The organism is Mycobacterium deserti, assembly GCF_025345615.1.
Classification (GTDB): Bacteria; Actinomycetota; Actinomycetes; order Mycobacteriales; family Mycobacteriaceae; genus Mycobacterium; species Mycobacterium deserti.
The window spans coordinates 657,634-672,258 of sequence record NZ_JAODWD010000001.1 but is presented as its reverse complement, the minus strand read 5'-3'; the positions used below and the strand labels follow the sequence as shown (position 1 = coordinate 672,258).

The following is a 14,625-nucleotide window of genomic DNA, read 5'->3' as shown; positions in this document are numbered from 1 at the left end:
GATATGGCAGTGAAAGCGATACGAAGACTGGCCGGGTGTGCCGCGGCAATCGGCCTGACGCTGACCGCCGGCTGTGCCGGGGCAGGCACTCTGGGTGCCACCGCCAACACCGTCACCATCGCCATGGTGTCGAACTCTCAGATGACCGACGCCCGCGAGTTGTCGTCGAAGTTCGAGGAAGCCAACCCGGACATCAAGCTGCGGTTCGTGACGCTGTCGGAGAACCAGGCCCGCGCGAAGATCACCGCGTCCACCGCGATGGGTGGCGGCGAGTTCGACGTCGTGATGATCAGCAACTACGAGACGCCGCAGTGGGCCGAGAACGACTGGCTGGTCAACCTCTCCGAAAACATCAATGAGACACCGGGATATGACCAGAACGACTTCATCCCGTCGCTGCGGCAATCGCTGTCGTACGAAGGCGACATGTACTCGGTGCCGTTCTACGGCGAGTCGTCGTTCCTGATGTACCGCAAGGACCTGCTCGAGCAGGCCGGCATCACCCTGTCCCGCACCCCGACCTGGCAACAGGTCGCCGATGCGGCCGCCAAGCTCAACGGACCCGACATGGTCGGCATCTGCCTGCGCGGCAAGCCCGGCTGGGGCGAGGTCCTGGCCCCCCTCGACACCGTGATCAACACCTTCGGCGGCCGCTGGTTTGACGAGAACTGGAATGCGCAGCTGACCAGTCCCGAGGTCAAGAGAGCGGTCCAGTTCTACGTCAACACGGTCCGCGAATACGGCGAACCCGGCGCGGCGGCAAGCGGATTCAGCGAATGCGCCACACAGTTCTCGCAGGGGCGCGCGGCGATGTGGTACGACGCCACCTCAGCTGTCTCGACAGTGGAGGATCCGGCGTCGTCCACTGTCGTCGGCAAGGTCGGTTACGCGATGGCGCCGATGGTGGAGAAGCCCAACTCCGGCTGGCTCTACACCTGGGCGCTGGGTATCCCGAAGAGCAGCGACAAGAAGGATGCGGCCTGGAAATTCATCTCCTGGATGACTGACAAGGACTACATCAAGCTGGTCGGTGAGGAACTGGGCTGGGCCCGGGTGCCGCCGGGCAGCAGGCTATCGACATACCAGATCCCTCAGTATCAGGAAGCGTCGAAGGCCTACGCACGGGAGACGCTCGACTCCATCGAGGGTGCGGATCCGCTCAAACCGACAGTGCAGCCCGTGCCGTACACCGGGATTCAGTTCCTGGCCATCCCGGAGTTCCAGGATCTCGGCACCCGGGTGAGTCAGCAGATCAGCGCGGCGATCGCCGGGCAGAAGTCGGTGGACGAGGCGCTCGAGCAGTCACAGCAGTACGCCGAGGTCGTCGGCCGGACCTACCAGGAGCAGTCATGACAACGAGTCAGATCGGCGGAGAGCGCCGAGTCGTCGAGACGCAAGCCGAGCACGTCGCGCGCATCAAGGACAACCAGGACGCCGGGGTGTCCCGCGCCGAGGGGTGGCGCAGGCGCGGGCCGCTGCTGCCCGCGTTGATCTTCATGATCATCGTCACGCAGATTCCCTTCCTGTTCACCCTGTACTACTCGACCTTGTCGTGGAACCTGGTGCGGCCCGGGTCAAGTGAGTTCGTCGGCCTGCAGAACTACATCGACGTGGTCGGCGACGGGACGTTCTGGCAGGTGGCGCTCAACACCGTGTGGATCATCGTGGCCACCGTACTGATCTCGGTGGTGCTCGGTCTGCTGCTTGCCCTGTTGTTGGACCGGGCATTCCTCGGCCGAGGCGTCGTGCGCACACTGCTGATCACGCCGTTCCTCGTGACACCCGTTGCCGGAGCGCTGATGTGGAAGACGGCAATGCTCGATCCCGTATTCGGCATCGTGAACTGGATAATCCCCGGCGAGGGAATTGATTTCGTCAGCAGCTTCCCGTTGAGCTCGGTCATCGTCGCTCTGGTCTGGCAGTGGACCCCATTCATGATGCTGCTCATTCTCGCCGGCCTTCAGTCGATGCCTCGCGACATCCTGGAGGCCGGTCGAGTCGACGGTGCGGGAGCGTTCCAGATCTTCCGCGAGTTGACGCTTCCGCACCTACGGCGATTCATCGAACTGGGCACGGTGCTGGGGGCGATCTACCTCGTCAACACCTTCGACCAGATCTACATGATGACGCAGGGCGGGCCGGGTACCGCCAGCGCGAACCTGCCGTTCTACATCTATCAGCGCGCGTTCCTCGGCTTCGACATCGGTCAGGCCGCCGCGATGGGCGTGGTCGTCGTGATCTTCACGATGATCATCGCCAGCTTCGCCTTGCGCCTGATCTTCAAATCGTTTTCCGGCAAGGAGGAGGCGGCCTGATGAGCACCACCACTACACCCGCGAGCACGGGTAAGCGCCGCAAATTCGACCCATGGGGTGTCGTCGCCTGGATCGTCGGACTCGGATTCTTCTTCCCGGTGTTCTGGATGGTACTGACGGCCTTCAAGAAGGAGGTCGACGCGTACACCACCACACCCAAGATCGTGTTCACCCCCACACTCGACGAGTTCAAGGCGGTGTTCGACCAGGGTGTCGGCACCGGTCTGCTCAACTCGTTGTTCGCCACGACGGTATCGACGATCATTGTGTTGGCGCTTGGCGTTCCGGCGGCGTTCGCGTTGTCGCTGCGGCCGGTGCGCAAGACCCAGGACGCGCTGTTCTTCTTCATGAGCACCAAGATGCTGCCCGTGGTGGCGGTGATCATCCCGCTGTACGTGATCGTGTCCAATATCGGCCTGCTGGACAACATCTGGGCACTCATCATCCTCTACACGGCGATGAACCTGCCGGTGGCGATATGGATGATGCGATCGTTCTTCCTCGAGGTGCCGGGCGAACTGCTCGAGGCCGCAAGTCTGGACGGCGCGAGCCTGTGGCGTTCGGCGCGGGAGGTGATCCTGCCGCTCGTGTCACCCGGGATCGCGGCGACCGCGCTGATCTGTGTGATCTTCGCCTGGAACGAGTTCTTCTTTGCAGTCAGCCTCACCGCTGTGCAGGCGCAGACCATGCCGGTGTTCCTCGTCGGCTTCATAGCGGGTGAGGGCCTGTACTGGGCCAAGCTGTGCGCGGCGGCGACGATGGCCGCGCTACCGGTGGTTCTGGCGGGCTGGGTCGCCCAGAACAAGCTGGTTCGTGGACTGTCCTTCGGCGCCATCAAGTAGAGGAGCAAATCGCAATGGCCACAATCACTTACCGCAACGCCTCGTGCATCTACGAGGGGTCCGACAAGCTCGCGGTCGACTCGCTCAACCTCGAGATCGACGACGGTGAGTTCGTCGTGCTGGTCGGGCCGTCGGGTTCGGGTAAGAGCACGGCGCTGCGCATGCTCGCCGGCCTCGAGGACATCGACGAGGGCAGCATCGAAATCGGCGGCAAGGACATGACCGGTGTGGCCTCGAAGGACCGCGACATCGCGATGGTGTTTCAGAACTACGCGCTCTATCCGAACAAGACCGTTGCCGAGAACATGGGGTTCGCCCTGAAGCTGCGTGGGGTGTCCGCCGACGAGCGCCGCCGCAAGGTCGAGGATGCCGCGAAACTGCTTGACCTGACCGAATTCCTGGACCGCAAGCCCGGCAAGCTATCCGGCGGTCAGCGCCAGCGCGTGGCGATGGGACGGGCGATCGTGCGCGAGCCGCAGGTGTTCTGCATGGACGAGCCGCTGTCCAACCTCGACGCCAAGCTACGCGTGCAGACTCGCACCGAGATCGCCGCACTGCAGCGACGACTCGGCACCACCACCGTTTACGTCACGCACGATCAGGTCGAGGCGATGACGATGGGCGACCGGGTGGCGGTGCTGCGCAACGGCCAGCTGCAGCAGTTCGCGGCGCCGAACGACCTCTACGACAAGCCGGCCAACGCGTTCGTCGCGGGCTTCATCGGTTCGCCGGCGATGAACCTGGTGACGCTGCCGATCACGAGCGACGGCGTGCAGGTTGGCGACGACACGCTCCCGCTCGAACGCGATCAGCTCACGCTGCTGCACGACGCGGGTCTGCAAGAAGTAACGATGGGCATCCGGCCCGAGCAGCTGGAGATCGCCGACTCCGGCGGCATGGAAGTCGTGGTCGACCTTGTCGAGGATCTCGGCAGCGAGGCCTACGTCTACACCCACGCCGGTTCCGGTGTGCAAATGGTCGCGCGGTCGAATCCGAGGACGGCGCCCAAGCTGGCGGACACCGTGCGGCTGCGCAAGCGTCCGGACGGCGTCGTGCACCTGTTCAACCCGGACACGGGCGAGCGCCTCGCCTGACTTCGCGCCGAGTGGGGACTTATGACGCGGATAACCGGTCAAATGCGTGCATAACTGGCCACCCGGCGCGCCAGGCCGCTAGGTGACGGGTTGGTTGCCGGGGTCCGTACCCGTCGGAAGTTCGGGATCGGTGCCCGATCCGTGGGTGAACACCTGATGGGCCATCTCGCGGCAGTTGCTGTCCATCGGCGTCTGATCGCCCGAACACCACGGGACGAGATCCTGCGGATCGGCCGCAGCGGGTGCGGCACCGACGCCCGCCGCCGCGGCGAGCAGGCACGCCGCCACAAGTCGCCTCACTAGGTCAACGTAACAGCGGGTAATACCGTGAGGTGGTGGATCGTTTCGGCCGGGTGAAGCTGACCAACCCGGACAAGGTGCTCTACCCGGCGACGGGTACCACCAAGGCCGAGGTGTTCGACTACTACGTCAACGTCGCCGAGGCCATGGTCCCGCACGTCGCGGGCCGCGCCGTGACCCGCAAGCGCTGGCCCAACGGCGTCGACGAGCCGTCGTTCTTCGAGAAGCAACTCGCCTCGTCGGCTCCCGACTGGCTGGAGCGCGCGTCGGTCACCCACAAGTCGGGCACCACCACGTATCCGATCGTCAACAGCGCCGAGGCGCTTGCCTGGATCGCGCAGCAGGCGTCGCTGGAAGTGCATGTGCCGCAATGGCGATTCGTCAACACGTGGAGCCGCGAAGGCGGCGCCGAGCAGACGCCCGGACTCGCCACCCGCGTGGTGTTCGATCTGGACCCCGGCGAGGAAGTGACCTTCCGGCAGCTGTGCGAGGTGGCCCACGAGGTTCGCGAGCTCATCACCGGCATCGGTCTGGACACATTTCCGTTGACCAGCGGCAGCAAGGGTCTGCATCTCTACGTGCCGTTGGAGACGCCGATCAGCTCACACGGCGCGTCGGTGTTGGCCCGTCGGATCGCTGTGCAGTTGGAGAAGGCCATGCCCAAGCGGGTGACGGCCACCATGACCAAGAGCCTGCGCACCGGCAAGGTGTTCGTGGACTGGAGCCAGAACAGCGCCGCCAAGACGACGATCGCGCCGTATTCGCTGCGCGGCCGCGACGAGCCCACGGTCGCGGCGCCGCGCACCTGGGACGAGATCGAGGATCCCGATCTGCGGCATCTACGCTTCGACGAAGTGCTGGAGCGCCTGGAGCGCGACGGTGACCTGCTGGCAGAGATGGACGCCGACGCGCCGGTCGCCGATGCGTTGTCCACCTACCGCAGCATGCGTGACGCCGGCAAGACTCCTGAGCCGGTTCCGAACACCCCGCCCGTCACCGGCAACGACGACTTCTTCGTCATTCAGGAACACCACGCCCGGCGCCTGCATTACGACTTCCGGCTCGAACGGAACGGAGTGCTGGTGAGTTGGGCGGTGCCGAAGAATCTGCCCGACACCCCGTCGGTCAACCACCTGGCCGTCCACACCGAGGACCACCCGCTCGAGTACGGCAATTTCTCCGGTGAGATCCCCAAGGGCGAGTACGGCGGCGGCAAAGTGATCATCTGGGACTCCGGCACCTACGAGGCCGAGAAGTTCAACGACCATGCGCCCGACGGCCCTGCAAAGGGCGGCGAGGTCATCGTCACCTTGCACGGCAAGAAGATCGATGGGCGCTACGCGCTGATCCAGACCGGTGGCAAGAACTGGCTTGCGCACCGGATGAAGGAGCAACCGCGGGCGACGGCAGGCGATCTCGCGCCGATGCTGGCCACCGAAGGCTCGGTCGCGAAGATGAAGTCGACGCAGTGGGCGTTCGAGGGCAAATGGGACGGCTACCGCGTCCTGGTCGACGCCAACCACGGCGTGCTCAACCTGCGTTCTCGCCGTGGCCGCGACGTCACCAGTGAGTACCCGCAATTCGCCGCGCTCGCAGCAGATCTGGCCGACCACCATGTGATCCTCGACGGTGAAGCGGTGGCACTCGACGAGCAGGGCGTGCCCAGCTTCTCGGAGATGCAGAACCGCGCGCGGTCCACCCGCGTCGAGTACTGGGCGTTCGACATTCTGTACCTCGACGGCCGATCGTTGCTGAAAGCCAAGTACTCCGACCGGCGCCGGGTGCTCGAGGCGCTCGCCGAGGCCGGCGGCCTCATCATCAAGGATCTGGTGCCCGGCGACGGGCCCGAAGCGCTGGAGTACGCGCGCAAGCGCCGCTGGGAAGGGGTGGTCGCGAAGAAGCGCGATTCGACCTACCAACCGGGGCGACGGTCGGCGTCGTGGATCAAGGACAAGATCTGGAACACGCAGGAGGTCGTGATCGGCGGCTGGCGTCAGGGCGAGGGCGGCCGGTCCAGCGGCATCGGCGCGCTGATGCTCGGTATCCCGGTCGACGGCGGTCTGCAGTTCGTCGGGCGGGTGGGCACCGGCTTCACCGAGAAGGAGCTGACCAAGCTCAAGAAAACACTCGAGCCGCTACAGGTCGACGAATCACCGTTCAACGCAAGACTTTCCACACAGGACGCCCGCGGCGTCACGTTCGTGCGGCCCGAACTGGTCGGGGAGGTGCGTTACAGCGAGCGCACCGGCGACGGCCGGCTGCGGCAACCATCGTGGCGCGGCTTGCGACCGGACAAGACGCCCGACGAGGTGGTCTGGGAATAGTCTAATGCCAGAAGTGCTGCGCGCTAGCATTATTCGCAATGTCGCGACGACCGAGGCGAAGCTCTCCGCAGGAGATGTGCACATCGCAGATGCATCCGATGCAACAGCGTCATGACGTGGTGTCTTGGGCGCCTGATTCGGGCTTGGGATCGATCAGGATCCCGCGCACTAGCGGGGTGAGGTAGGCGACCAGGTGCTCGGATGACATCATCGCCAAGGGCCCGTCGGCGAGAATGTACCGGGTGAAAGTCACTCCGATCAACAACGCACCGAGTAAGTCGCTCCGCAGTTCGAGGTCTGTGGCGTCCAACACGGCGAGGTAAGCGGCGGCCGGCTCCATCCTCATTGCCCGCAGTAGTTGCTTCGCTATGTCCGCATCGCCTGCACTGCGAATGAGTGCAATGAACGGGTCGCTCGGCCCGTCGGCTTCGATCTGTTCGACATAGGCGCGGGCCACTCGTTCGGGCAGACCCGAGAGGTCCGGATCTGCCGGCGGTTGAATGCGGCGACCGTCGAGCAGCGCGGCGACGAAGAGTTGGTCCTTGGTCTCGAAGTGCCGGACGACGAGACCATGGGTCACGCCGGCACGCCCGGCTATCTCCCGGATGGTGCCACTTCGATACCCGCGCTCACCGAAGACGGCACGTGCGGCCTCCAGAATCGCGGCACGGTGCGCTTCTGGATCGCGCACGCGTTTGCGTTTCTGCGGGCTGACCGCACCTGATGGCGGATCGGACTTGGCGCTCGACACCGTCCTAATGTACCGCTGGACATTATCCCGGTTCGGACCTACTGTAATGACCAGATGGTCATTAGCGTATGAAGGGGCACACAGTGATGAGCGTTACCGCATTGGCAGCGACGTCGGTCGGGGCTGAGCTCGCCCCGTACGAGTACGACCCGGGCGAACTCGGCCCACTGGAGGTCGACGTCGACGTCACACACTGCGGGATCTGCCATACCGACGTCGGAATGATCGACAACGACTGGGGTTACTCGCGGTTTCCGGTCGTAGCGGGGCATGAAGCGGTGGGTGTGGTTTCGGCGGTCGGAACCGCGGTTGATCCTGAGCGCATGCGAATTGGCCAGCGGGTCGGTGTCGGAGCCATCGCGGGCAGCTGCATGGGTTGTGAATTCTGTTTGAGTGGTCGACAGCAGTTGTGCGCCCACCGTGATGACACGGTCCTGCGGGGAGATCGTGGCGGTTTCGCGTCGTCGGTGCGGGCCAGCGATTGGCGTTTTGCCTACCCGATTCCCGACGCCATCGATTCGCAGGACGCTGGACCGCTGCTGTGTGCAGGGGCAACAGTCTTCGCGCCGTTCCTCCGGCACGGCGTCAAGCCCACAGATCGGATCGGCATCGTCGGCATCGGTGGGTTGGGGCACTTGGCAATCCAATTCGCTGATGCATGGGGATGTGACGTCACCGCAATCTCGACTTCGCTGAGCAAGAAGGCCGAAGCCCTAGAGCTGGGTGCCGACGGATTCATCGCCACTCGCGAGACGGACGAATTGGAAGAGGCCGCGGGCACTTTCGATTTCATCCTGTCCACAGTGCCCGCCGACCTCCCATGGGACGTCTACCTTGCGGCACTGAAACCGCAGGGCACGCTCAGTGTGGTCGGTCTGCCCGAGAGCCCCATGCAGATAACGCCGTTCGTGTTGCTCCCCTCGGAGAAGAGGATCGTTGGCGGTGTGCCGGCCTCGCGGGAGGAGACGGTGCAGATGCTTGGCTTCGCCGCGCGCCACGGAGTCCGGCCAAGGGTGGAGACTTACCCGATGGCCGACATCAACCGTGCTGTGGCACGGGTGCGATCCGGCGACGCACGCTATCGGGTAGTCGTCTCGGCCTGACGGCAAGGGTCCTACAACTCCGCCAGCGGTCTGGGAATAGCGGCGGCGTCAGCAGGTCAGTGCGCGAGAAGCGTCGATCGCCTCCTGCATGCCCTTGGTTGCCAGGACGTCGGCCATCTCGTTGTCGGAGATGCCCGAGTGTCCCTTGACCCAGAACCACTCGACCTGGTGACGCGCGCATGCCACTTGGAGCCGCTGCCAGAGATCGACGTTCTTCACCGGCTGCTTGGCCGCGGTCAGCCACCCGTTGCGCTCCCAGCCGAGAACCCACTTGGTGATGCCGTTTCGGACGTATGTGCTGTCGGTGTAGAGGTGCACCACGACGGATCTGGTGAGCGCCTCCAGCGCCATGATCGGCGCGGTCAATTCCATCCGGTTGTTGCTGGTCTGGCCGGACTCGCCACCGTACATCTCGCGGACATGCTCACGCTGCCGCAGCACCGCACCCCAGCCGCCTGGACCGGGGTTGGGTCTGCACCCGCCGTCGGTGTGGATGACCACGACGTCCGTCATGCGCCGACGATAGGCACCGAATCGAGAGGGCGGCTCATCGACGCGCCGATGGGGCAGGTTTCGCCCCAGGCGGACGTCAAGACCGCGCTCGACGGAGCGGCGAGGTGATGACTTTTAGAGCACGTGGTCTCCGATCAGCTTGCCGATGGTGCGGATGTCCACCTGGCCCTTGAAGTCCAGCCGTATCTTGCCCAGTCCCGAGAACCACAACTCGAGTTCGGCGTCGAGGTCGAAGCGTCCGGCGGTCTCGATGCTCCAGGCCTGAATCTTGTTGTACGGCAACGACGAATAGTCACGCTTCTTGCCCGTGAGCCCCTGCACGTTGATCGCGATGAGCCGTTTGTCGGTGAACACGACCGAGTCCCTCATGCCCCTGAAGCTGAGATGGACGCGTTCATCGTCGACGAGGATGGGCGCCAATTCCGCGGCGACCTGCTGCGGGTCGCTCGGTCCGAGCTTGACGTACGTGCCGTTCTGAAAATCGATCATGATTCCCTTCGTTGCTCGAGGAGATGACGCACCGCTGTTGACTGCGTCCTAGCGGTCATCAGATACCGGCGGATGAACTACCGATCCCAAAGACGGAACGCCGGCACAGGGAAATCGTGCTTTTGCGTTGCCTTTGCTCGGTACCTTTTAAGCGACGTAGTCACATGCACAGGGAGACGATCGACATCATGGCGGGCGGGATAGCGGCCGAACTGGCGGGCGCAGGGTTCACCGACGCCGTCGAAGTGGGCCGCGGCGGTGGCGGGGTCGTCTATCGCTGCACGCAGCAGTCCCTGGGCCGAAGCGTTGCCATCAAGGTGCTCGCCTCCGATCTCGACGAGGACGACAGAGAGCGTTTCCTGCGTGAGGGCTACGCGATGGGAAAGCTGTCCGGCCATCCGAACATCGTGAACATCCTGCAGGTGGGCGTCACCGACGGGAACCGGCCATTCATCGTCATGCCCTACCACGCAAGAGGATCGCTTGCGCAGCGCGTGCGCCAGGAGGGCCGCATCGCGTGGCCGGAGGCCCTGCGCATCGGCGTGAAGCTGTGCGGCGCGCTCGAAACCGCCCACCGGACCGGCACCCTGCACCGAGACATCAAGCCGGCGAACGTGCTCGTCAACGACTACGGCGAACCGCAGCTGAGCGACTTCGGCACCGCGCGGATCGCGGGTGGCTACAAGACGATGACCGGGTTCTTCACCGGCACCCTGTCCTATACCGCACCCGAGGTGCTCGCGGGCAGTCCGCCGACGGTCGCCGCCGACGTGTACTCACTCGGCGCGACGATCTATGCACTGATTGCGGGCAACCCGCCGCACGAACGCAAGCCCGACGAGGATCTCATCGCGCACTACCTGCGGATCACGTCGACGCCGGTCCCCGACATGCGGTCCGATGGCATCCCGGCCGACGTCTGCGCCGCGCTGGAGAAGGCGTTGTCCCGGGAGCCGGACGAACGGCATGCCTCAGCCGAGGAATTCGGCCGCGAACTGCAGTTGGCGCAACGGCACAACGGGCTGATGGCCGATTCGATGGCGCTCAGCGAGCCCGGCGGCCCGCCCGAGCCCGAGCCCGAAGGCACACAAGCGATCCCACCGTCGGAGCCCGACCCGGTAAGCGAGGGCGTGCCGACGGGGTCGCTGCCGCCGCCGACTCCCGGCATGTTCGCTCACACCGCATCCATCAGTGCGTCGAGCCTGCCGTGGGCGGCGGTACAGCCACCCCGCCCGACTTCGCCCGGACCGCAGGCATCCGAACCGCCGGTATCCGAACCGACGGCACCCGAGCCGCCGGCGACGGCAAACAAGAGGAGCCGCAACAGAATTCTGATTGCGTCGGCCGCCGTCGTCGCCGTGGTGGCATTGGTGGCCAGCGGTGTTTACATGATCTCGTCATCGCGCGACGACGGCGGCGGCGGCGGTACAGCCGCTCCCAGCCAGCCGAGCGCGGAAGCACAGCTGGGCTGGAAGCCGATCGCCGACGCGCGCGTCGCCCGTGACGGGGTCGCCGTCACCGAGGCCGACGGCACGATCTGGGTGTTCGGCGGGATGGGGGCCGACGACCGCGTGAGCGGACAGCACGAGGGCTACGACCCCGCCATCGACAGCTGGAAGAGCGGTGAGGACCTACCCGTTCCCGTCCAGCACGCGATGGCGGTGACGTGGCAGGAGAATCCGGTCGTGATCGGCGGTTGGCGCACACAGGGCGCCGACGCAAGGGTCGCCACCGACCAGGTGTGGCGCGTGGTCAACGGTCGCTGGACCGAGTTGCCGCGGCTGTTGCAACCCCGGGCGGCAGCGGCGGCCGCCGTGGTCGGCGATCGCATCGTCGTCACCGGTGGCGTCGACGCAAACGGTGCGCTGCTGAACACGACCGAGGTCTTCGACGGCACCGCATGGAAGCTCGGTGCCCCGATCCCGACCCCCCGTCGCATGCTGGGCGCGGCCTCGGACGGCAAGCTCGTGTACGTCGTTGGCGGTTCGAACGGGACCTCCGACCTGGCGACGGTGGAAACCTATGACCCGGCCGCGGACACGTGGGCCGCGCTGCCCGAACTCCCGGGTCGGCGAAGCGACTTCGGAGTGGCGTACACCGATGGACGCCTGGTGGTGGTGGGAGGCATCTCTGCTGGCGCCGTTCTCAAGAGCGTCGTCTCACTGGACCTGGCCACCCAATCGTGGAATGGGTTGCCGGATCTGACCGTTGCGCGTCACGGTATGGCGCTCGCCGGTGTGGGGCGAACGGTGTACGCGATCGGCGGGTCGACCGGACCCGGCGACGATCAGGTCACGCCTGCGGCCGAATCGCTCAAACTCCAGCCGCGCAAACCGCAGCCGGCGCCGGCGTGGCGGGCGCTGCCCGATGCGCCGACCGAGCGGTTGATGATGGCGTGGACGGTGCTCGGCGACGAAATCTGGGTCGCGGGCGGTATGCGCCACGGCGAGACGCTGCAGACGGTGGAGAGCTACAACACCAGGACGGGCGTGTGGCAGCCGCAGCCCCCGCTGCCGATTCCGCTTCATCACGCGGCGGCGGCCACCTACAAGGGCGAGATGGTCGTGCTCGGTGGGGCGACCGACAACATCGCGGAACCGTCGAACAAGGCGTTCGTGCTTCGCGCGGGTAAGTGGGAAGAGCTGCCCGGCCTCACGCACGCCAGGGCCGCGCCTGCGGCGGCGGTCGTCGGCGACAAGCTCGTCGTGGTCGGCGGGCAGGACGACAAGCAACTCGTCGCACAGACCGAGGTGTTCGACGGCCAGTCCTGGACCGACGCCGCCGACCTGCCGACCCCCCGGGAGCACCTGGCTGCGGTATCGGACGGCGCCTATGTGTACACGCTGGGCGGGCGATTCCTGAGCGCCGACGAGAATTCGGCAGCCTTCGAGCGGTTCGATCCCGCCGCAGGCACATGGGAGAAGCTGCCCGACCTGCCGACGCCGCGCGGAAGCTACGGCGCCGCGCTGGTCGACGGGCGGATCGTGGCTGTCGGGGGCGAGGAACCGACACGCGTGCTGGCCACGGTCGAGATGTACGACATCGCCACCGGGAAGTGGAGGTCGTTGGCCCCGATCAACACACCCGTGCACGGGCAGGTCGTCGCCGCGGTCGGCTCGACCCTGTACTGCATCGGAGGCGCCGACCGGCCGACCCACGACGGTCCGGTCGCGACAGTCGAAGCCCTCGACTTCACTTAGCCTCGCGCAACTGGGCGATCGTCACGGCCCCACGCCGAAGTGCCTCGTTGGCCAGTCGGACGCGGCGGTCACCCTCGGTGGGGATCGCGAACTTGTCGTAGAGGTTCTGCAGATGCTGCTTGACCGCGGCTTCGGTGACGAACAGTTCGCCGGCCATGGCGCGGACCGAAACCGGTTCGGGGAACGGGTCATCGGAGACCAGTGGTCTGCACAACACCATGAGCACATCGAATTCGCGTCGGGTCAGGCGTGGCGGGAGCTGGGCCGCGTCGGGGACGATCGTCGCCTCCTCGAGCGGTTCGTCGGCCTGTCTGGCCTCCAGGAAGACCAGCCGCGCCTTGCCCAGTCGCAGCTCGTCACCGGACCGCAGGACTCGCTCCGCCTCGATCTTCTCCCCGTTGATGAAGGTGCCGTTGCGGCTGCCGACATCGCGGATCGACCAGGCGGATCCGTGGTTCTCCAGAATGGCGTGCAAGCGGGAGACGGTTGGGTCGTGCTCGAGTGACACCGCATTGGTCGAGGCCTTGCCGAGCGTCACTCGCTGGCCGCTCAGCGGGATCAGCTCCCGGCCCGACGGCTTGAAGACTTCCAGATGGGAAGACATGTGGACCTCCTGTCCGGGCAATTTTGACCCAGACAGGAGGTCCATGGTCTCGAACACGCGCACGACCGTCACGGCTGACTGCGCACCTTCTTGACCCACCGGGTCTCCAGGATCGGCGTCCACGGCCATTCGCTGTGCTCGCGCCCCCGCGGTGCCTTCAGGAAGGCGAGTCCCAGGACCAGGCCGAAGATCAGATGCCCGACCAGCGTGATCGTGAAGGTGGCCGGATTCAGCGAGAACATCATGGCCTCGCCGCGCGGTGCCAGCGCGACCGTCGCGATCAGCCCGGCCCAGGGGAACAAGGCGAAACCCACGGCGGCCAGCACCGCTTGCACGTTGGACCACCGGTCGATGCCCACGGCGAAGGCGACGACGAAGAACGCGACGCCCAGCCCGCCGGCATCGCCGATGTACCGGTACACGTAGCCGACCGCCGCACTGCCCGCGGTGTCCGGCTCGCCGGTGACGAACGACCCCATCACTGGGATGAAGTCGCCCATCAGTCCCAGCACGTGCACGGCGAACAGCCGGGCACCGTCGTAGACGATGCAGGCGACCATGCCTGCGATCAGGCCGCGTCCGACGACCACGTCGATGCGGTGCGGCGCGAACGCGACCAGCGCGCCCAGTACGGCGGCCAGCGAAATGGTCACCATGGTGATCGTGCTCTGGGAAGCCAGACCGAACACCTCGACCGAGATCGCCAGGATCGGCATCGACGCCAACACCAGCACCAGGGCCAGACGCGCGAAGTCCCACGTGGTGGGGGCGCTCCGAACGGTCCCCAGGTCGGCGTAGCGCTGCCGCACCGTCTTGGCGACGTTGCCGATGACGGGCAGATCGACAGGGCGCAGGCGCACGGTCTTGCCCTCGAAACCGCTGATGGCCTTCGGCAGCGTCTTGAGCGGCACCTCGCTCGGGCGCAGCCGCACTGTTTTCGGCTCGTTGCCGACGAGACTGTTCGGCCGCGGCCGTACCGGCAGGTCGCCAGGGCGCAACCGCACTGTTTCCTCAGCAAACATGGTGTTTCCTTTTCTCGGTCATCCGTTGACGAGATCCATGGTCGCGGCCACGTTGTTGCCGCGTAATC

The 14,625-nt window shown here is 65.7% G+C and carries 13 protein-coding genes; 7 read left to right on the top strand and 6 right to left on the bottom strand.

Features of this window, described 5'->3' with window-relative positions; all coding sequences use genetic code 11:
* The first annotated feature begins 3 nt into the window (after window positions 1–3).
* From N4S67_RS03330 to N4S67_RS03315, 4 genes are read left to right on the top strand one after another with little or no spacing between them, the layout of a single operon-like run.
* A complete protein-coding gene (locus tag N4S67_RS03330; protein ID WP_260991498.1) occupies window positions 4–1,353 on the top strand; it encodes an ABC transporter substrate-binding protein in 1,350 nt (449 codons plus the stop codon).
* Window positions 1,350–2,315: a carbohydrate ABC transporter permease gene (locus tag N4S67_RS03325; protein ID WP_260991497.1), complete on the top strand. Its 966-nt coding sequence runs from the start codon at window positions 1,350–1,352 to the stop codon at window positions 2,313–2,315. The genes N4S67_RS03330 and N4S67_RS03325 overlap by 4 nt, the downstream gene beginning before the upstream one ends.
* On the top strand, window positions 2,315–3,157 hold the full coding sequence (locus N4S67_RS03320; protein WP_260991496.1) for a carbohydrate ABC transporter permease: 843 nt from the start codon (window positions 2,315–2,317) through the stop codon (window positions 3,155–3,157). The genes N4S67_RS03325 and N4S67_RS03320 overlap by 1 nt, the downstream gene beginning before the upstream one ends.
* Before the next feature lie 14 nt (window positions 3,158–3,171).
* Window positions 3,172–4,251 (top strand): ABC transporter ATP-binding protein, encoded by a 1,080-nt coding sequence (locus N4S67_RS03315; protein WP_260991495.1) that lies wholly within the window; start codon window positions 3,172–3,174, stop codon window positions 4,249–4,251.
* Between the two features lie 78 nt (window positions 4,252–4,329).
* On the opposite strand, the gene N4S67_RS03310 is transcribed toward N4S67_RS03315, so the two are convergent.
* Complete coding sequence (locus tag N4S67_RS03310) at window positions 4,330–4,551, bottom strand: hypothetical protein (RefSeq protein WP_260991494.1); 222 nt, start codon at window positions 4,549–4,551, stop codon at window positions 4,330–4,332.
* 32 nt (window positions 4,552–4,583) lie between these two features.
* Here N4S67_RS03310 and N4S67_RS03305 point away from each other — a divergent pair, with 32 nt between their 5' ends.
* A complete protein-coding gene (locus tag N4S67_RS03305) occupies window positions 4,584–6,875 on the top strand; it encodes an ATP-dependent DNA ligase (protein WP_260991493.1) in 2,292 nt (763 codons plus the stop codon).
* Between the two features lie 109 nt (window positions 6,876–6,984).
* Here N4S67_RS03305 and N4S67_RS03300 read toward each other — a convergent pair whose 3' ends face one another.
* On the bottom strand, window positions 6,985–7,626 hold the full coding sequence (locus tag N4S67_RS03300; protein WP_260991492.1) for a TetR/AcrR family transcriptional regulator: 642 nt from the start codon (window positions 7,624–7,626) through the stop codon (window positions 6,985–6,987).
* An 86-nt stretch (window positions 7,627–7,712) separates the two neighbouring features.
* Here N4S67_RS03300 and N4S67_RS03295 point away from each other — a divergent pair, with 86 nt between their 5' ends.
* Window positions 7,713–8,729 (top strand): NAD(P)-dependent alcohol dehydrogenase, encoded by a 1,017-nt coding sequence (locus tag N4S67_RS03295; protein ID WP_260991491.1) that lies wholly within the window; start codon window positions 7,713–7,715, stop codon window positions 8,727–8,729.
* Window positions 8,730–8,777: 48 nt separating this feature from the next.
* On the opposite strand, the gene rnhA is transcribed toward N4S67_RS03295, so the two are convergent.
* Together rnhA and N4S67_RS03285 are read right to left on the bottom strand one after the other, a co-directional pair.
* Window positions 8,778–9,242: a ribonuclease HI gene (rnhA, locus tag N4S67_RS03290; RefSeq protein ID WP_260991490.1), complete on the bottom strand. Its 465-nt coding sequence runs from the start codon at window positions 9,240–9,242 to the stop codon at window positions 8,778–8,780.
* Window positions 9,243–9,356: 114 nt separating this feature from the next.
* Window positions 9,357–9,731 (bottom strand): PH domain-containing protein, encoded by a 375-nt coding sequence (locus N4S67_RS03285; protein WP_260991489.1) that lies wholly within the window; start codon window positions 9,729–9,731, stop codon window positions 9,357–9,359.
* A gap of 188 nt (window positions 9,732–9,919) precedes the next feature.
* Between N4S67_RS03285 and N4S67_RS03280 the strand changes: the two genes are divergently transcribed.
* On the top strand, window positions 9,920–12,931 hold the full coding sequence (locus N4S67_RS03280; RefSeq protein WP_260992033.1) for a serine/threonine-protein kinase: 3,012 nt from the start codon (window positions 9,920–9,922) through the stop codon (window positions 12,929–12,931).
* Here the strand turns inward: N4S67_RS03280 and N4S67_RS03275 are convergent.
* Window positions 12,924–13,535 carry an FHA domain-containing protein gene (locus N4S67_RS03275; protein WP_260991488.1) on the bottom strand — a complete coding sequence of 204 codons (612 nt, stop codon included), beginning with the start codon at window positions 13,533–13,535 and terminating at the stop codon, window positions 12,924–12,926. The two genes, N4S67_RS03280 and N4S67_RS03275, sit on opposite strands and share 8 nt — an antisense overlap.
* A gap of 68 nt (window positions 13,536–13,603) precedes the next feature.
* A complete protein-coding gene (locus N4S67_RS03270) occupies window positions 13,604–14,557 on the bottom strand; it encodes a hypothetical protein (RefSeq protein WP_260991487.1) in 954 nt (317 codons plus the stop codon).
* Window positions 14,558–14,625 lie beyond the last annotated feature (68 nt).